At 60.8% G+C, this 18,356-nt stretch carries 14 protein-coding genes, 2 rRNA genes and 3 pseudogenes (1 of these 19 only partly in view); 10 read left to right on the forward strand and 9 right to left on the reverse strand.

Annotated elements, in window-relative coordinates; translation table 11 throughout:
- Positions 1-2,240: ribosomal RNA gene (locus tag HS968_RS10975) — 23S ribosomal RNA — on the forward strand (it extends 651 nt beyond the left edge of the window).
- A 141-nt stretch (positions 2,241-2,381) separates the two neighbouring features.
- A 5S ribosomal RNA gene (gene rrf, locus HS968_RS10980) occupies positions 2,382-2,497 on the forward strand.
- A 319-nt stretch (positions 2,498-2,816) separates the two neighbouring features.
- On the opposite strand, the gene queD is transcribed toward rrf, so the two are convergent.
- From queD to HS968_RS10995, 3 genes are read right to left on the reverse strand one after another with little or no spacing between them, the layout of a single operon-like run.
- Positions 2,817-3,173 carry a 6-carboxytetrahydropterin synthase QueD gene (gene queD / locus HS968_RS10985; RefSeq protein ID WP_003461315.1) on the reverse strand — a complete coding sequence of 119 codons (357 nt, stop codon included), beginning with the start codon at positions 3,171-3,173 and terminating at the stop codon, positions 2,817-2,819.
- A 54-nt stretch (positions 3,174-3,227) separates the two neighbouring features.
- Complete coding sequence (locus tag HS968_RS10990; protein ID WP_182371259.1) at positions 3,228-4,064, reverse strand: hypothetical protein; 837 nt, start codon at positions 4,062-4,064, stop codon at positions 3,228-3,230.
- Between the two features lie 49 nt (positions 4,065-4,113).
- Positions 4,114-5,193, reverse strand: coding sequence for a patatin-like phospholipase family protein (locus HS968_RS10995; protein ID WP_182371260.1), 1,080 nt, complete (start codon positions 5,191-5,193; stop codon positions 4,114-4,116).
- A gap of 151 nt (positions 5,194-5,344) precedes the next feature.
- On the opposite strand from HS968_RS10995, the gene HS968_RS11000 reads away from it, so the two are divergent.
- The 4 genes from HS968_RS11000 to HS968_RS11015 are packed head-to-tail and all read left to right on the forward strand — an operon-like array spanning position 5,345 to position 7,945.
- Positions 5,345-5,653 carry a PepSY domain-containing protein gene (locus tag HS968_RS11000; RefSeq protein WP_106742303.1) on the forward strand — a complete coding sequence of 103 codons (309 nt, stop codon included), beginning with the start codon at positions 5,345-5,347 and terminating at the stop codon, positions 5,651-5,653.
- Entirely contained in the window at positions 5,653-5,967 is a 315-nt protein-coding gene (locus HS968_RS11005; RefSeq protein ID WP_182371261.1) for a PepSY domain-containing protein, read from the forward strand. The genes HS968_RS11000 and HS968_RS11005 overlap by 1 nt, the downstream gene beginning before the upstream one ends.
- Positions 5,967-6,635: a response regulator transcription factor gene (locus HS968_RS11010; protein ID WP_182371262.1), complete on the forward strand. Its 669-nt coding sequence runs from the start codon at positions 5,967-5,969 to the stop codon at positions 6,633-6,635. The genes HS968_RS11005 and HS968_RS11010 overlap by 1 nt, the downstream gene beginning before the upstream one ends.
- On the forward strand, positions 6,632-7,945 hold the full coding sequence (locus HS968_RS11015) for an ATP-binding protein (RefSeq protein ID WP_182371263.1): 1,314 nt from the start codon (positions 6,632-6,634) through the stop codon (positions 7,943-7,945). Before HS968_RS11010 ends, HS968_RS11015 begins: the two co-directional genes overlap by 4 nt.
- 107 nt (positions 7,946-8,052) lie before the next feature.
- Here HS968_RS11015 and HS968_RS11020 read toward each other — a convergent pair whose 3' ends face one another.
- From HS968_RS11020 to HS968_RS11030, 4 genes and pseudogenes are all read right to left on the reverse strand, one after another.
- Positions 8,053-8,649 (reverse strand): NADPH-dependent FMN reductase, encoded by a 597-nt coding sequence (locus HS968_RS11020; RefSeq protein ID WP_182371264.1) that lies wholly within the window; start codon positions 8,647-8,649, stop codon positions 8,053-8,055.
- Positions 8,650-8,796: 147 nt separating this feature from the next.
- On the reverse strand, positions 8,797-9,552 hold the full coding sequence (locus HS968_RS26665; protein WP_407681655.1) for a methyl-accepting chemotaxis protein: 756 nt from the start codon (positions 9,550-9,552) through the stop codon (positions 8,797-8,799).
- A gap of 150 nt (positions 9,553-9,702) precedes the next feature.
- Positions 9,703-10,941, reverse strand: a pseudogene (locus HS968_RS26670) (PDC sensor domain-containing protein); the annotation flags it as partial.
- 83 nt (positions 10,942-11,024) lie between these two features.
- Positions 11,025-11,225: a hypothetical protein gene (locus tag HS968_RS11030; protein ID WP_182371266.1), complete on the reverse strand. Its 201-nt coding sequence runs from the start codon at positions 11,223-11,225 to the stop codon at positions 11,025-11,027.
- Between the two features lie 159 nt (positions 11,226-11,384).
- On the opposite strand from HS968_RS11030, the gene HS968_RS11035 reads away from it, so the two are divergent.
- From HS968_RS11035 to HS968_RS26680, 3 genes and pseudogenes are all read left to right on the forward strand, one after another.
- A complete protein-coding gene (locus HS968_RS11035) occupies positions 11,385-12,707 on the forward strand; it encodes a Na+/H+ antiporter family protein (protein ID WP_182371267.1) in 1,323 nt (440 codons plus the stop codon).
- Positions 12,708-12,825: 118 nt separating this feature from the next.
- Positions 12,826-13,350 (forward strand): annotated as a pseudogene (locus HS968_RS26675) (cache domain-containing protein); the annotation flags it as partial.
- Between the two features lie 159 nt (positions 13,351-13,509).
- Positions 13,510-14,508, forward strand: a pseudogene (locus HS968_RS26680) (methyl-accepting chemotaxis protein); the annotation flags it as partial.
- A gap of 1 nt (position 14,509) precedes the next feature.
- On the opposite strand, the gene HS968_RS11045 reads toward HS968_RS26680, so the two are convergent.
- On the reverse strand, positions 14,510-15,412 hold the full coding sequence (locus HS968_RS11045) for a LysR substrate-binding domain-containing protein (protein WP_179621774.1): 903 nt from the start codon (positions 15,410-15,412) through the stop codon (positions 14,510-14,512).
- Positions 15,413-15,531: 119 nt separating this feature from the next.
- Between HS968_RS11045 and HS968_RS11050 the strand changes: the two genes are divergently transcribed.
- Entirely contained in the window at positions 15,532-16,140 is a 609-nt protein-coding gene (locus HS968_RS11050; protein ID WP_182371268.1) for an FMN-dependent NADH-azoreductase, read from the forward strand.
- Between the two features lie 58 nt (positions 16,141-16,198).
- Here HS968_RS11050 and HS968_RS11055 read toward each other — a convergent pair whose 3' ends face one another.
- Positions 16,199-17,785 carry an ABC-F family ATPase gene (locus HS968_RS11055; RefSeq protein ID WP_182371269.1) on the reverse strand — a complete coding sequence of 529 codons (1,587 nt, stop codon included), beginning with the start codon at positions 17,783-17,785 and terminating at the stop codon, positions 16,199-16,201.
- Between the last annotated feature and the right edge of the window lie 571 nt (positions 17,786-18,356).

Raw genomic sequence — 18,356 nt, forward strand, 5'->3', positions numbered from 1 at the left:
CTGGGTATAGACCCGAAACCGGGCGATCTATCCATGGGCAGGTTGAAGGTTAGGTAACACTGACTGGAGGACCGAACCGACTACCGTTGAAAAGTTAGCGGATGACCTGTGGATCGGAGTGAAAGGCTAATCAAGCTCGGAGATAGCTGGTTCTCCTCGAAAGCTATTTAGGTAGCGCCTCGTGTATCACTGCTGGGGGTAGAGCACTGTTTCGGCTAGGGGGTCATCCCGACTTACCAAACCGATGCAAACTCCGAATACCAGCAAGTGTCAGCACGGGAGACACACGGCGGGTGCTAACGTCCGTCGTGAAAAGGGAAACAACCCAGACCGTCAGCTAAGGTCCCAAAGTTATGGTTAAGTGGGAAACGATGTGGGAAGGCTTAGACAGCTAGGAGGTTGGCTTAGAAGCAGCCACCCTTTAAAGAAAGCGTAATAGCTCACTAGTCGAGTCGGCCTGCGCGGAAGATGTAACGGGGCTCAAACCATACACCGAAGCTACGGGTTCATCCTTTGGATGAGCGGTAGAGGAGCGTTCTGTAAGCCTGTGAAGGTGAGTTGAGAAGCTTGCTGGAGGTATCAGAAGTGCGAATGCTGACATGAGTAACGACAATGCGAGTGAAAAACTCGCACGCCGAAAGACCAAGGTTTCCTGCGCAACGTTAATCGACGCAGGGTTAGTCGGCCCCTAAGGCGAGGCAGAAATGCGTAGTCGATGGGAAACGGGTTAATATTCCCGTACTTCTAGTTACTGCGATGGAGGGACGGAGAAGGCTAGGCCAGCACGGCGTTGGTTGTCCGTGTTTAAGGTGGTAGGCTGATTTCTTAGGTAAATCCGGGAGATCAAGGCCGAGAGCTGATGACGAGCGTTCTTTTAGAATGCGAAGTGGTTGATGCCATGCTTCCAGGAAAAGCTTCTAAGCTTCAGGTAACTAGGAACCGTACCCCAAACCGACACAGGTGGTTAGGTAGAGAATACCAAGGCGCTTGAGAGAACTCGGGTGAAGGAACTAGGCAAAATGGCACCGTAACTTCGGGAGAAGGTGCGCCGGTGAGGGTGAAGTATTTACTACGTAAGCCCATGCCGGTCGAAGATACCAGGCCGCTGCGACTGTTTATTAAAAACACAGCACTCTGCAAACACGAAAGTGGACGTAGGGTGTGACGCCTGCCCGGTGCCGGAAGGTTAATTGATGGGGTTAGCGCAAGCGAAGCTCTTGATCGAAGCCCCGGTAAACGGCGGCCGTAACTATAACGGTCCTAAGGTAGCGAAATTCCTTGTCGGGTAAGTTCCGACCTGCACGAATGGCGTAACGATGGCGGCGCTGTCTCCACCCGAGACTCAGTGAAATTGAAATCGCTGTGAAGATGCAGTGTATCCGCGGCTAGACGGAAAGACCCCGTGAACCTTTACTATAGCTTTGCACTGGACTTTGAGCTTGCTTGTGTAGGATAGGTGGGAGGCTTTGAAGTGGGGACGCCAGTTCTCATGGAGCCATCCTTGAAATACCACCCTGGCAACCTTGAGGTTCTAACTCTGGTCCGTTATCCGGATCGAGGACAGTGTATGGTGGGTAGTTTGACTGGGGCGGTCTCCTCCCAAAGAGTAACGGAGGAGTACGAAGGTGCGCTCAGACCGGTCGGAAATCGGTCGTAGAGTATAAAGGCAAAAGCGCGCTTGACTGCGAGACAGACACGTCGAGCAGGTACGAAAGTAGGTCTTAGTGATCCGGTGGTTCTGTATGGAAGGGCCATCGCTCAACGGATAAAAGGTACTCCGGGGATAACAGGCTGATACCGCCCAAGAGTTCATATCGACGGCGGTGTTTGGCACCTCGATGTCGGCTCATCACATCCTGGGGCTGAAGCCGGTCCCAAGGGTATGGCTGTTCGCCATTTAAAGTGGTACGCGAGCTGGGTTTAGAACGTCGTGAGACAGTTCGGTCCCTATCTGCCGTGGACGTTTGAGATTTGAGAGGGGCTGACCTTAGTACGAGAGGACCGGGTTGGACGAACCTCTGGTGTTCCGGTTGTCACGCCAGTGGCATTGCCGGGTAGCTATGTTCGGAAAAGATAACCGCTGAAAGCATCTAAGCGGGAAACTTGCCTCAAGATGAGATCTCACTGGAGCCTTGAGCTCCCTAAAGGGCCGTCGAAGACTACGACGTTGATAGGTTGGGTGTGTAAGCGCTGTGAGGCGTTGAGCTAACCAATACTAATTGCCCGTGAGGCTTGACCATATAACACCCAAACAATCTGCCCTCAAAGCAGAGGGTGTCGATGGTGAAGTCGACAGAAAGCCGAAAGTTTGCAAGAACTACAAATTACGAATCACATACCCAATTCGCTGTAGCGGCTAACCCCGAGACAGCAACAAATTGCTTGACGACCATAGAGCGTTGGAACCACCTGATCCCATCCCGAACTCAGTAGTGAAACGACGCATCGCCGATGGTAGTGTGGTGCTTCACCATGTGAGAGTAGGTCATCGTCAAGCTCCTATACGAACGCCCTGATCAGGTAACTGGTCAGGGCGTTCACTTTTGCGTCAAGAAAACAATGATGTGGCGGTGAGAGTACCGGAATGCCGGCCACCGGAGCGCCGGCCGGATCATCATCAAGCTCCTATACGAAACCCCCGCTTCGAAAGAGGCGGGGGTTTCTTCTTTGTGGTGCGGAAAATAGCGCTTCGCGTAGGGTGCGCTGAGCGCACCACCAAGGACGCCGAACTACCGGTGCGCATGGCGCACCCTACGGGGATCGTGCAGAAACGAAAAGGCCACCGTCAGGTGGCCTTTGGGGCTTATGGGCTGGGGTCAGTCGCCGCGGTATTCGCAGCCGCTGGTGCAGGTTTCATGGATGCGCACACGAGACAGTTCAGGTAGCAGCGGTTTGACCTGCTGCCAGATCCACTTGGCGAGCACTTCGCTGGTGGGGTTTTCCAGGCCGGGGATGTCGTTCAGGTAGTTGTGGTCGAGCTGCTCGTAGATCGGCTTGAAAATCGCCTTGATCTCGGAGAAGTCGCGAATCCAGCCGGTATAGGGATCGACTTCACCTTCGATATAAATGGCGACACGGAAGGAGTGGCCATGCAGACGGCCACACTTGTGGCCTTCCGGTACGTGGGGCAGGCGATGGGCCGCCTCGAAGATGAACTCTTTGAACAATTCCACTGAACAGCGCTCGCGTAGTGATTCGGCCTGAAGGGCGTGAAGCGGCGCAGTTTATCAGGTCTGCTCACTGGCCTGTGCGTTCAGCAGTCGGCGTATCTGTTGCGTCAGATAGCGGTGAAAACCTCGATCCTGCCAGTAGGCCATATGGCTCAGCGGAGTATGGCGTTTGTACCAGGGGCCGACCGGCATGGCGCGGTCTTCGTGAACCACTGCTTCATAACCCTTGATGGGGCGCAGTGGGTAGCCCAGCGGGTCGGCAGGGGCGTAGAGGTTCAGCCAGCGCGCCTGTTCGCGCACTGGCTCGGTCAGGCAGTGCCCTGGAAAGCGGATGGGTTGCACCGGGTCGTAGGCAAATGTGAACAAGGGGATATTGCAGCCAAAGGTGACGATGCCCGCGAGCGTTTCCAATGCCAGGAAGGGGTCATGCGGGCAACTGGGTGTGGCATTGAGCTTCTGTTGATCCCAGGCGAAGTTGGAGAAGATATGGCCACCCAGCGAGTGAGTCAGCACCAGTAGTGGGGTTTGCGGCCCTACCTGGGCACGCAATGCGGTGAGCCCATTGCGCATGCACTGATGCACTTCCTGATAGGTCGTGTCGTAGGCTTCGCTGACCTTGCGGTAGCCGGCCGCATCTCCGAGAAACAGCGTGACGATGCGGCGTAGCCATCGCCAGGTAACGGGTTCGTGGGCAAGCTTGGCAAGATAGGCTTCTTCGCGTTTATCCAGCACGCTAGCCCAATACAGGCTCTGGAATGCGACCTGCTGCGCGTCCTCGCCGAGCTGCAGGCGCAGGCCCTGAATTAGGCGCTGCGCGAACTGGTGCTGGCCTTCGTGGTCGCGGCTATCGAGCTGGTTACCAATACCGTGGATGATTGCTACTGCAAGCTTCATCGATCCTCCCTGATCTACGCATATTACTGGGCGATACTGGCCGCAATCATCAAAGCGGTTGCAGGCGTTCGGCCAGACGGCCGCTTTCGACCAACTCGAGAAACTCATCGCCTAGCCGAACGCTTTCGGCCATGGCCTGACGCCAGTAACGCTCGCGTCCTTCGTCATTGCCCAGGTAGCGTTTGAAGTCGGTGCGATCCGGCAGTTTGCCGTGTGGCAGGCGCGCCAGGTAGTCACGCGAAGGCGCGAGCAACAGGGCATTCTGCAGGCGTGTGCGGTCACCACGGCGCCAGGGCATGCTCTTGTCGAACCAGCCGGGGATCACGCGATCGGTGAAGTGCGGATAGAGCACGATGTCCTCACCGTCATAGGGCAGGTCGAGGTGATAGTCGAGCAGGCCGCCATCACGATAAGCGCCAGGCTCCAGGCCGGGAATCTCGCGAATTGCCTCCATCACCATGGGAATCGAACCCGAAGCCAGTAGCGCGTGGCGCAGGTTCTCCGTTGTCAGGGCATGAAAGTGCGAGCGAAAGTCACTGAGCTGCGCCAGCGGTGGGACTTGCCGGGCATCGTGCAGGATCACTCGGTCGAAGTGGCGTCCCAGGCGTTGTCTGGCCAGCAGGTTATTGCCGATGACGGAGGACAGGCCCAGGCTCAGTTTGCCGCGATGATCGTGCTGCAGCAGGCCATGGCTCTTCACCACGACGATATGCAGGCGATAGTGTGGGTTGGTGATGATGGCGGCATCCTGATCGGCGAGCAGCTCATTGAGCATCTGCCGGCAACTGCCTGACACATCGGCCATGCTCACGCCTTTGGCGAAACGCTGAGAGGTGTAGAGCTCGCCAAGCCGACGGATGCCGGCGGCCGGATCTGGCAGGCAGGCACTGGCGAAACGCCAGGAGCCGATGGAGGCGCCGATCAGAGCGCGTTCGCGTGGGGCGCGCAGTAGCCAGTCGCCGAACAGTGCCAAGTCCAGCCCCTGGATACCAATGCCCTTTGGCCCGCCTGCAGCGCCAGGCAGGATGCCGACATCCGTAGGGCTCAAACCATTCTGACGAATTCGCGCCAATGCCCGAGGGCCAGCCTTGATGGTCAGGGCAGGGGACTTGATATGGATCGCGCTCATCAATGCCTCCGTTATGCAAGCTGGCGATTATAGAGGCGTGGACGAGCAGGCCAAGCAACTTCATGAGGTGAATGATGCGGTCGAATTCAGTTTGGATTAAGTGCCAGGCCCTAGAGTGACAGGCACGGATTCACTGCTGGAGAAGAAACCCATGAAACGATTGATCAGCCTCGCGACGCTTGCCACCCTCGTCAGTGCCGCTACCATTGCCCAGGCGCGTGACCTGGGGCCGGATGAAGCCCTGCGCCTGCGTGATGCTGGAACCATCAAATCCTTCGAGCAGCTCAACGAAGCAGCCCTGGCTCAACATCCAGGTGCCCGCATCGAAGAAACCGAGCTCGAAGACGAGTACGGCCGCTACATCTACCAGATCGAGCTGCGTGACGCTCAAGGCGTGCAGTGGGATCTGGAGCTGGATGCCAGCACCGGTGAAATTCTGAAGAACCACCAGGACGATTGATGAACTTGCGTAGTGCCGCTCTGCTGCTGTTGAGCCTGAGTTGCGGTTTTGCCGCCGCACCGGGCTTTGCCCGTGATCTCGATCAGGATGAGGCGCTGCGCCTGCGGCGCGAGGGTATCATCATGCCCTTCGAGCAACTGATGCAGCACGTTGGCAAGGCTTATCCCGGCTCCACCCTGTTGGAAGCCGAGCTGGAGGAAGAGGATGGTGTGCTGGTCTACGAAGTGGAAATCCTGACCACCTCGGGCGTGGTGCGTGAGCTCGAGCTGGATGCCCGCGACGGCAGGATTCTGAAGGATGAGGAAGACGACTGATGCGCCTGTTGCTGGTGGAAGACCATGTACCCCTGGCCGACGAGCTGACGGCCAGTCTGAACCGACAGGGTTATGCCGTGGATTGGTTGGCAGATGGTCGGGACGCTGCCTATCAGGGTGCCAGCGAGCCTTATGACCTGATCATTCTCGACCTCGGTCTGCCGGGCAAGCCTGGCCTGGAGGTGCTGAAGGAATGGCGCGCCGCTGGCCTGGCTACCCCGGTTCTGGTGCTGACCGCGCGCGGCTCCTGGGCCGAACGGATCGAAGGGCTCAAGGCTGGCGCCGATGATTACCTGACCAAACCCTTCCACCCTGAGGAACTGGCGCTGCGCATCCAGGCGCTGCTGCGCCGTGCGCATGGCTTGGCCAATCAGCCACAACTGGAGGCTGCTGGCCTGCAACTGGACGAGAGCCGCCAGTGCGTGACATCGGGTGGCGAAGCCATCGACCTGACTGCCGCCGAGTTTCGTCTGCTGCGTTATTTCATGCTGCACCCGGGGCAGATCCTGTCCAAGAGTCATCTGGCCGACCATCTGTATGACGGCGAGACCGAGCGTGACTCCAACGTCATCGAAGTGCATGTCAATCGACTGCGCGGCAAGCTTGGGCGCAACGTGATCGAGACCCGCCGCGGGCAGGGCTATCGCTTTACCGGAGAGCAGGGTTGAGGTCGATTCAGCGCCGGCTTGGCCTTGGCCTTGCCGGTACGCTGCTGCTGGTGGGGCTGATTCTGGCGCAAGCCAGTCTGTGGGTCTTTGACCGTGGTCTGCGTACCTATCTGGAAGGAGACCTGCGCGATGAAGCGCAGGGCCTGCTGGCGGCATTGGTGCGTGGCCCGGCTGGCCTGCAGTTGGACGAGCGACGCCTCGATCCGTCGTTCCAACGGCAATTCTCCGGCCACTATTTTCGTATCGATTTTTCCGACCGCAGTTGGCGGTCGCGTTCGTTGTGGGATCGTGAATTGCTCAAGCCCGATGGTCTGGGGATGCAAACGGAACTGGGGGATGGCCCGCAGGGGCAGCGCCTGTTGATCTATCGCGCCGATTACCGTCGCTACGGTGAGAACCTGTCGATCAGCGTGGCGATGGATTACCAGCCAATCCTGCAGAGTTTTCGCCGCATGCAGTGGCTGGGGCTGGGCTTGGGCGGCGCGGCGCTGCTGTTGATTCTGATCGCGCAGCGCTACACGGTGCGCCGCGCATTACGCCCGCTGGAACAGGTGCGCCAGCAGATCGTGCAGCTGCAGCAAGGCTGTCGTACCGATCTAGACGCCGAGGTGCCCGAAGAGCTGGAATCCCTGGTGGCGCAGATCAACCATTTGCTGGCTCACACCGAGGACACCTTGAAGCGTTCACGGAACGCCCTGGGCAACCTGGGGCATGCGCTGAAGACGCCGCTGGCCGTGTTGATCAGCCTCGCCGGACGCGAAGAGCTGGCTGCTCACCCGGCCTTGCGCGCCAGCATGCGCGAACAACTGGAGCAGATCGAACAACGCCTCAGTCGCGAACTGGGACGCGCGCGCCTTGCCGGTGAAGCATTACCCGGCGCGCGTTTTGACTGCGCCCAGGAGTTACCGGGGCTGTTCGCCACCTTGGCGATGATCCACGACCGTGGCCTGAGCCTGGATTGGCAGGCGCCCGCGGGGTTGGTGTTGCCGCGTGACCGTGAGGATCTGCTGGAGTTGCTCGGCAACCTGTTGGACAACGCCTGCAAATGGGCCGAGCAGAAGGTTCAGTTGACGGTCGAGGAGAGTGCCGAGGGTTATCGCCTGTCTGTCGATGACGACGGCCCTGGCATCGATGCCGAGCGCCGTGAGGCCGTGCTCGGACGTGGCACGCGTCTGGACGAGCAGGTGGCAGGACACGGCCTGGGCCTGGGTATCGTGCGCGACATCATCGAGGCCTGGAATGGCCGAATCGAGTTGCAGGACAGCCCGCTGGGCGGGCTGCGAGTGATGGTGAGTTTGCCGCGGCGCTGAGCCGAGTTCGGGCGCATGGCATCGCGCCGGGCAATCCAGCGCCGGAGGGTTACGCAGCGCACGTCTACGAGGCCGCTAACCCATCCTGTAGACGTGCGTGCTATGCCTTACATACCGTTGGCGAAGGTCGGGTTTTCGAAACCGATGGCGGCGCGTACCGGTTTAAGGGCGTGGGCGTAGCGCACCAGTACGTCGAGGGCGTAATCGCTGCGGTCGCGAATGCGCTCGTCGGCTTCGTCTACTGGCTGCGGTACGTTCAGCACTTTCTCTACCTGGCGCACGATCAGGTGCTCGGGCAGGTAGCACAGGCGGCAGTTCTTGTAGCTGGAGGCGCGAAGTTCGCTGATCGGGTAGGCGCCGCCGATACCGGAGGACACGCCCACCAACAAGCCCGGCTTGTGTGCCAGTTCGGCCTTGCTGGCGTAGATGAAGAAGTTCTTGATCGCCGGGCAGGCCATGCCGTTCCACTCCGGCGCGATGATGATCACAGCATCGGCTGCAGCCAACTGCTGGCGGTAGAGCTCCCAGGGGCCGTTGTCTTCGGCTGGCCACAGCGGCAAGGGCGCCAGGCCGAGATCGATGATGTCGCTGTGATCCTGCGTGGTGTGACCTTGTTCGATCAGGCGCTGGCGAAGAAAGCGCGCGACCTTTCCCGATTGACTGTTGTTGCGGCTGGAGCCGGCGACCAAGGCGATGTTGAGCATGCTGCTTCCCCTGAAAAATGAAGGCGCAGGCTAGGCGAACACCTACCTGCGCGGCAAGGGCGCAGCCGCCATAAAAACAGTTGTTTGGCGTCATGCGCGGAGCTGACTCATCTCGGTGATCCTTCGGTGCGCATGGCGCACCTCACCTCACACGCGGAACTGATCCATCAGGCTCTGCTGGTGGTTGGCCAGGCGGTTGAGGTTCTGGCTGACCTGTGCGGACTCCTGTGCCTGACTGCTGATGGATTCGGTAACGTCGCGAATGGCGGCGACGTTGCGGTTGATCTCCTCGGCGACCGAACTCTGCTCCTCGGCGGCGCTGGCGATCTGCAGGTTCATGTCGGTGATGGTGCTGACCGCCTGGCTGATGCGCTGCAAGGCGGCCACGGCCAGTTGCACCTGCTCGACGCTGCCCTGAGCCTGACGATGGCTGCTGTGCATGGTGCTGACCACTTCGCGAGTGCCGCTTTGCAAGCCCTCGATCACCTGGCGGATTTCCTCGACCGAATCCTGGGTGCGTTTGGCCAGGTTGCGCACTTCGTCGGCGACCACGGCAAAACCACGGCCCGCTTCACCGGCGCGGGCTGCCTCGATGGCGGCATTGAGTGCCAGCAGGTTGGTCTGCTCGGCGATGGAGCGGATCACTTCGAGCACCGAGCCGATCTGCTCGCTACTGCTGGCCAGGCCTTCGACCTCCTGCATGGCCACGTTCATTTCGTTGGCCAACAGTTCGATGGTGTTGGTGGTCGTATCGATTACCTGCAAGCCTTCACGGCTGGCCTGGTCGGCATTACGCGCCGCTTCGGCAGCCTGTGCGGCGTTGTGTGCGACGTCCTGCGCAGTGGCGCTCATTTCCTGGAAGGCGGTGGCGACCTGATCGACTTCGCGGTATTGCTGCTGCATGCCGGCGCTGGTCTGGCTGGCGATGGCGGCGGATTGGTCGGCGGTGCCACGGGCGTCGAGCACGCTGTTCTTCACGTCAGCGATGATCGGTTGCAGCTTGTCGAGGAAGCGGTTGAACCAGCCGGCCAGCTCGCCCAGCTCATCCTGCTTGGCATACTGCAGGCGGCGTGTCAGGTCGCCTTCGCCGCTGGCGATGTCCTTGAGCATGGCGGCCACGCCGAGAATGGGTCGGGTCACGCCGCGTGCGGTCAGCCACATCAGTACCAAGCCAACGATGACTGCGACCAAGCCCAGCAGTAGGGCGGTGAGGCTGTCGGTGGCGCGGCGTTCATCCAGTTGCACACCGAGCGCGTTGGCGCGCTCCAGCAGCACTGCTTGAGGTACTTCCAGCAGCACCGTCCAGGGTTTGGCTTCAGGAATGGGCTTGAAGGGGCTGAGCTCGCGCAGCATCTCGCCGTGATTGAGTTCCGCGTCGGCGCCACTCTGGATCAGGCCGCGCAATTCGCTGGCATTATCGGGAAAGGCGCGCTCGACCGGCAGGCTGAGCAGGCTGCCATCGCGGCTATGCCCAGCGAGCAAAGCATTGGGGCTGAAGATGCTGATATGACCCTGGCCGTCGTACAGCTCACGGTTGGCCTCCTGGCTGATCTGCTGCAGGCTGGCCAGGCTGATATCCACGCCCATGACGCCGATGATCTTGCCATCGAGTTCCAGAGGAAAGGCGATGCTGGTCATCAGCGTTTTCTGGCCGCCGACCTCGTCGTAATAAGGCTCCAGCACACAAGGTTGACGGGTTTCACGAGGGCAGGTGTACCAGGCGTTGTAAGCGACGCCATTGTCGCCAGGGGTGGTATCGCCGAGCAGTTGCTCAGTCATCACTTCGGCCTCCAATTGGCCGACCGTAGGTTGTGCCCAGTACAGCGCAAATCGTCCCGCCTCGTTGCTGCCCAGCTCCGGTTGTTCGGCGAATAGTTCGTCCTTGCCATCGAGGGCATTGGCTTCGAACACCAGGTACAGGCCGAGCAGGGAGGGGTTGGCCTCCAGGCTGCTGCGCACCTGACGATTGAGGTCTTCGCGCAGGTCGAAGGCATCGAGAAAGCGCTTTTCCGCCTGCTCGCGCAGAAACAGGATCTGTCGCGAGAACCCCTTGCCGTACTGATAGGCATCCATGAAGTAGCGCTGGATACGGATCGCCTGCAATTCGCCGCGTGCCTTCAGACGCAGCTTGGCGCTTTCTTCCAGCATGTTCGAGCTGGCGGCGCGAACCAGGCCGGCGCTGTGGCTGGACTGATACTGCGAGGCACCCACCAGCAGTGTGACGATGGCCAGCAGGCAGAGGCCGGCGAGCAGGGTGATTTTCAACTGGATCGAAAGGCGGCTGAACAGCATGGTGCGTTCCTTTCTATGGCGGGCTACAGCGGGTTATCGGTTGGCTGACAGCTTTCTTGATCAGCGCCTGATGGAGGTCAATATTATGCACGGTTTTGATTGAAATTCTGCACGATTGTGCTTTTGACATCCCAGGCTGCATCCGGCAGAGTACGTGGCTTTTTGTGGCCGCTACCCCGTAGCCGTAGCGCTCGGGCACTTGTAAGAGCGTGTTCAAAGTCTGCTGCGCGTCGGCCATGCAGCGCTGAATCAAGCTGGAACGCCAGCCCGGTCAGAATGCTCATTTACAGCTCGTAAACTCGAATGCGAGCCCAGTGCGTTCTTCGCTCGATTTCGCCTTGCCTGGCTCTAGCTCGCGAGACTTTGAACAGGCTCTAACGGCGCCGCAAACCTCTCCGGTAATTGTTTGCACCGGTTCGATAGCTCTGTAGGTGGAACGCTTTATGAACGCAGTAATAGCCGCGGTCGGCATCATGCTGGTGCTCAGTTTGTGTCGCATTCACGTGGTGGTAGCGCTGATCATCGGCGCCTTGGCCGGTGGCCTGATCGGTGGCCTGGGCATGGACGGCTCGCTGGCCGCCTTCAACAAGGGCTTGGGGGCCGGTGCCACGGTGGCGCTGTCCTACGCGTTGCTCGGCGCCTTTGCCGTTGCCATCGCAAAGTCCGGCCTGGCCCATGCCCTGGCTGACAAGGCCCTGGCTCTGGTTGGTCGTCAGCAGAGCGAGGCTGGTGCCAATGGCGTCAAGTGGCTGCTGATCTGCCTGCTGCTGGCGGTTTCGGTGGCGTCGCAGAACGTCCTGCCGATCCACATCGCCTTCATTCCGCTGCTGGTGCCGCCGCTGCTGTACGTGCTGACCAAGCTGCAGATCGACCGCCGCCTGATCGCCTGCGTCATCACCTTCGGTCTGATCACGCCGTACATGTTCCTGCCTGTCGGTTTCGGCAACATCTTCCTCAACAACATCCTGCTGGCCAACGTGGCCAAGGGCGGTGTGGACGTCAGCGGTGTCAACGTCACCGAAGCCATGCTGATCCCGGCCCTGGGCATGCTGTTCGGTCTGCTGGTCGCGGTGTTCTTCAGCTACCGCAAGAAGCGCGTCTATGACCTGGAGAAGATCGAACAGGCCGAGCGCGTGAGTGCTCAGTACAACCCCAAGACGTTGATCGTCGCCGGGGTGGCCGTGGCGGTAGCCTTCGTCGTGCAGTTGTGGCTGGACTCGATGATCGTTGGCGCGCTGCTGGGATTCGTGATCTTCACCGTGTCGGGTGTGGTGCGTTGGAAAGAAGCCGACGACCTGTTCACCGAAGGCATGAAGATGATGGCCATGATCGGCTTCATCATGATTTCCGCCCAGGGTTTCGCCGAGGTGATGACCGCCACGGGCGAAGTGAAGAGCCTGGTGGACGCCTCCGCCGGCTGGATCGGCGACAGCCGCGGCCTGGGTGTGCTGATGATGCTCTTGGTCGGGCTGTTGGTGACCATGGGCATCGGCTCGTCGTTCTCCACCGTACCGATCATCGCCGCGATCTTCGTGCCGCTGTGCGTGCAACTGGGCTTCAGCCCGCTGGCCACCGTGTGTATCGTCGGCACTGCCGGCGCCATCGGCGATGCCGGCTCGCCCGCTTCCGATTCCACCCTTGGCCCAACCTCGGGCCTGAACGTCGACGGCCAGCACAATCACATCTGGGACAGCGTGGTGCCTACCTTCCTGCACTACAACCTGCCGCTGCTGGCGTTCGGCTGGGCCGCCGCTATGATCCTGTAAAGGCGTGCCTGCGCCGGATTAAGTTTTCGGCGCTTGTGGTCGTTTAATTCCTTCACGGGGCTGCCGATATATCGGTAGCCCCGTTTTGTTGCGGCTCTGCTTACAAGGACAACAAGAAATGCGCCTGACATTGAAAGCCAAAGTAATACTGCTTGCGCTGGTTCCCGTGATCCTCTTCGCGCTGGTGCTAAGCGGCACGGCGGCGAGGGTGCTGCAGAGCCTGGCCGCGGACGAGGTGGCCGAGACGCGCGAGCGTCTGCTGCAGGAAAAACGCAGCGAACTGGAGCACTACATCCAGATCGCCATGGGTTCGGTAAAGGGCCTCTACGATGGTGCGGCGCAAGGCGACATGGCCAGCCGCGAACAGGCCATCGCCATTCTCTCGAAGATCAAATACGGCGCCGATGGCTACTTCTTCGGCCATGACTCCAACGTCGTGCGCCTGTTCCGGGGCGACAGCCCGGTGGATGTCGGCAAGAGCCTGGCCGACCGACGCGACTCCAATGGCGTCTACATCAACCGCGAGCTGGTCAACGTGGCGAAGAACAACACCTACTTCGTCAACTACTCGTCACCGCTGCCGGGCAACGAATCCGTGCAGGTGCCCAAGCTCGCCTACAGCTATTACCTGCCGAAGTGGGACATGGCCCTTGGCACCGCGCTGAACCTCGACGGTGTCGAGGCGCGGATCACCGAGGTGCAAGCGGAGATCGACCGGCGCATTGGCACCATCATCACCAGCATCGTGGTAGTCGCAGCGATTCTGCTGCTGGTGTTCGGCGTGATCGGTGTCTGGCTGGGCAACGCCTTCCTGCGTCCGCTACAACAGATCAAAGCCAACCTTGACGACATCGCCGCGGGCGAGGGTGACCTGACCCGGCGCCTGCCGATCACCAGCCAGGATGAGCTGGGTCAACTGGCCGGATCGTTCAACCGCTTCGTCGAGAAGGTGCATGGCCTGGTGCGGCAGATCGTCGATATGACCGGGCAGCTCACCGAGCTGGTCACCCAGGTGTCGGATCAGGCGCAACGTTCCGAGCAGGCCATGGCGCAACAGCGTCATGAAACCGATCAGGTGGCCACGGCGATCAACGAAATGTCGGCGGCAGCACATGAAGTGGCCAAAAGTGCGCAGAACGCCGCCGAAGCCGCGCAGCAGACCGACCGTGAAGGGCAGGCAGCCAAGAGCGTGGTCGATGGCAGCATCCAGCGCATTCACTCGCTGGTGGAGGACATCCGCAGCAGCGGCGTATCGCTCGACAGCCTGCAGCAGGACGTGCAGTCCATCGTCAGCGTGCTCGATGTGATCCGCTCCATTGCCGAGCAGACCAACCTGCTGGCACTCAACGCCGCCATCGAGGCGGCGCGCGCGGGCGAGGCCGGACGGGGTTTCGCCGTGGTCGCCGATGAAGTGCGTGCGCTGGCCAGCCGTACCCAGCAGAGCACCCAGGAAATCCAGGGCATGATCGACCGTCTGCAACAAGGCACGCAGCAGTCGGTCACTTCGATGCGGCGTTCCAGCGATGCCGGCGAGCTGACCAGCGAGCAGGCGAACAAGGCCGGTGAGTCGCTCGATGCCATCGCCCAACTGATCGCCACCATCAACGCGATGAACGCACAGATCGCCAGCGCCGCCGAGGAGCAGACGGCCGTGGCCGAGGAGATCAACCGCAGCGTGCACCAGATCGCCGTCGCCGTGGACAGCGTGGCCGACGAAACCGAGCGTGGTGCGCAGACTGCCCGCAGCCTGGCGGGCCTCGGTGATCGCCTCGGGGCGCTGGTGCGTCAGTTCCGCATCTGAGTCAGAGCGGGAAGCTCCAGCGGCTGAAGGCGTCGCTCAGGAGCTCGATCCAGGCGCGGACTGCCGGCGACATGCCGCGCCTGTGGGTATAGGCCAGCTGGATGTGGCCTTGCGGCACCGTCCACTCCGGCAGCAGGGCGATCAGCCGGCCATCGGCCAATTCCTCATGGCAATGCGTGGTGGGCAGCAGGGTGATGCCCACACCTGCGAGTGCCGCCGACTTGCGCATGGGGAAGTCGTCGACGGCCAGGCGCGCCTCCAGGGCGATTTCACGAAACTCCTGGGACGTGGCGTGACAAAAGCGCAGATGGATGCGCCGGTCAGCGCCGATGGCGCCCAGGGCCGGCAACTGTTGCAGATCCTCCGGTTGTTCGAGGCGTAGCCCGGCGACCAGATCCGGCCGTGCCACCACATGGGCGCGGGCCGGCAGCAGACGGCGAGTGATCAGCCCTGGTTCCTCATCATCGACGTTGCGCACGCGCAGGGCGACGTCGATGGCCTCGTTCAGCAGGTCGATGCGGCGAGTGGTCTGCACCACTTCCAGCTGCACCTTGGGGTAGCGGGCGAGGAACTCGTTGATCAGGCCGGGCAGCAAGGCCACGCCGGGCGGAGTGGAGAAACGTATCCGACCGCGCGGCTCGCTGGTCAGGTTGGCCACTGTCTCCTCGGCCTGTTCGGCCTCCAGCAACATCGCCTGGCAATGGCGCAGGTAACGCTCGCCGATATCGGTCAGCGCCAGTTTGCGTGTCGAACGTTGCAGCAGGCGCGCGCCGAGACGTTGTTCCAGCTCGGCGATACGCCGCGACAGGCGCGACTTGGGAATGCCCAGTGCGCGCCCGGCTGCGGCGAAACCACCGGCCTCCACCACCTTGGCGAAATAGAACAGATCGTTGAGATCATGCATATCAGTGTCCTATCAGTGGGACGAACTATCGCATTTTTGCCATCTTATCGACTATTGGCTCCATGGGTAGCATCTACCTCCTTCGCGTCGCCACGGCGCATGCCACTCTGGAGAGCCTAATGAAACTGCTGCACCTCGATTCCAGCATCCTGGGTGATGCGTCCGCTTCCCGTCAGCTCAGCCGTGATGTGGTCAAGGCCTGGAGCGCCGCCGAGTCCGATGTTCAAGTGACTTACCGCGACCTGGCCAGCGATGCGCTGAGCCATCTCTCCGCCGCCAGCCTGGTGGCTGCTGGTACCCCGGCCGAACTGCGTGACGCTGCGCAGAAGCACGAGGTCGAACTGGCCGAGCGCACCGTAGAAGAGTTCCTCGCAGCTGACGCCATCGTCATCGGCGCACCGATGTACAACTTCGCCATTCCCAGCCAACTGAAGGCCTGGATCGACCGCATCGCCGTCGCTGGCAAAACCTTCAAGTACACCGAGAATGGCCCGGTCGGACTGGCAGGCGGCAAGACTGTGGTCATCGTTTCCAGCGCTGGTGGCATTCACGCTGGCCAGCCCTCCGGCCAGGCGCATGAAGACTATCTGGTGCGCATTCTGAACTTCGTCGGCATCGACGATATCGAGATCGTTCGCGCAGAAGGTCTGGCCTATGGCGAAGAGCCGCGTGCAGAGGCCATGAAAGGCGCAGCGCAGCGTATCAGCGAGCTGTTCGCCAAAGCCTGAGCTGACGCCTGAAACGAAAAAGCCCGCGAAAGCGGGCTTTTTCATTGTGCGGCAGGTATCAGACGATGATGCCCTGGCTGCGCAGGTAGTCGTCGTAGGTGCCGCTGAAGTCGGTCACGCCGTTATCCGACAGTTCGATGATGCGTGTGGCCAGGGAGCCGACGAACTCGCGGTCATGGCTGACGAAGATCAGCGTGCCCGGATAGTTCTCCAGCGCCAGGTTGAGCGCCTCGATCGATTCCATGTCCAGGTGGTTGGTCGGTTCGTCCATCACCAGCACGTTGGGCTTCTGCAGGATCAGCTTGCCGAACAGCATGCGGCCTTGTTCACCACCGGAGATGACCTTGACTGACTTGAGGATCTCGTCGTTGGAGAACAGCATGCGCCCGAGGGTACCGCGAATCACCTGCTCGCCGGTCGTCCACTGGCCCATCCAGTCGAACAGGGTCACGTCATCTTCGAAGTCGTGGGCGTGATCCTGCGCGTAGTAGCCCACCTCGGCGCTCTCCGTCCATTTCACCGAACCGGCATCCGGGGCCATCTCGCCTACCAGGGTGCGCAGCAGGGTGGTCTTGCCGATACCGTTGGGGCCGATGATCGCTACGCGCTCGCCGGCTTCGACGGTGAAGCTGAAGTTCTTGAACAGCACCTTGTCGTCGAAGGCCTTGGACACCTTCTCGATGGTCACTGCCTGGCGGTGCAGTTTCTTGGTCTGCTCGAAGCGGATGAACGGGCTGACGCGGCTCGACGGCTTGACCTCGGCCAGCTGGATCTTGTCGATCTGCTTGGCGCGGCTGGTGGCCTGCTTGGCTTTCGAGGCGTTGGCCGAGAAGCGGCTGACGAAGGTCTGCAGCTCGGCGATCTGCGCCTTCTTCTTGGCGTTGTCGGCCAGCAGTTGCTCGCGCGACTGGGTCGCGGCAGTCATGTACTCGTCGTAGTTGCCCGGGAACAGGCGCAGTTCGCCGTAATCCAGGTCGGCCATATGGGTGCAGACCGCGTTGAGGAAGTGACGGTCGTGGGAAATGATGATCATGGTGCTGTTACGCGCCGTGAGGATGTTTTCCAGCCAGCGGATGGTGTTGATGTCCAGGTGGTTGGTCGGTTCGTCGAGCAGCAGCACGTCCGGATCGGAGAACAGCGCCTGGGCCAGCAGCACGCGCAGCTTCCAGCCGGGGGCGACTTCGCTCATCGGGCCGAAATGCTGTTCCAGCGGAATACCCAGGCCGAGCAACAGCTCGCCAGCGCGGGACTCGGCGGTGTAGCCGTCCATCTCGGCGAACTCGCCTTCGAGTTCGCCGACCTTCATGCCGTCTTCTTCGCTCATTTCCGGCAGCGAGTAGATGCGGTCGCGCTCGGCCTTGACCTTCCACAGCTCCTCGTGGCCCATGATCACGGTGTCGATCACGTTGAATTCTTCGTAGGCGAACTGATCCTGGCGCAGTTTGCCCAGGCGCACGTTCGGCTCGAGCATCACCTGGCCACCGGAGGGCTCGAGATCGCCACCAAGAATTTTCATGAAGGTCGACTTGCCGCAGCCGTTGGCGCCGATCAGACCGTAGCGGTTGCCGTTGTTGAACTTGACGGAAACGTTCTCGAACAGCGGCTTGGCGCCGAACTGCATGGTGATATTCGCGGTGGAGATCAAAGGACTTACCTATCAGTAACTGAGGTGCGCTGTTTAACGGTGGATACCGCTTCGAGCCTTTCGACCCGGCCCGAACCGAGGAAGACGAACCTGCGCATGTGAGTGAACGCTACGACCCTGCCGGCAGACGAGCCGCTAAGGCTGGTAAGGCAAGGTGGACGTGTCGGGCATCTGGCGCCGGGGCCTGGTGGTGCTCAGCGCGGCGTCGAAGCGCGCAATGGTATCACTTGGCATCCCGAACCACAGCCCATCCTGCCTCAGGTTGCTCGACCGGGTGTCATCGCGTCGTGACAACGTGGTGTGCGGTTCGGGGGCGAGTGTGAAGCTGTATCTGGCCTGCGCAGGCGGAACCCGTATTGGGCGGGCCCTGGAGACCTGTAAATTCCGCCTTTCTCAAGTTGCCTTACTCCAGGCTGAAAGCAGCCGACGTGCACGGCTATCCGCGCGGGGTAACGCGGGGTAAGGGGGCGCCGCGGGCACCGATACCTACCGACTCTCCATTCCGACGCTCTTTCGCTATCCTCCCCAGGAGGATAGGATGTGGCAGCGCTATCCCGCATGAGAGCCTCCT

It is taken from the genome of Pseudomonas berkeleyensis (assembly GCF_014109765.1).
Classification (GTDB): domain Bacteria; phylum Pseudomonadota; class Gammaproteobacteria; order Pseudomonadales; family Pseudomonadaceae; genus Aquipseudomonas; species Aquipseudomonas berkeleyensis.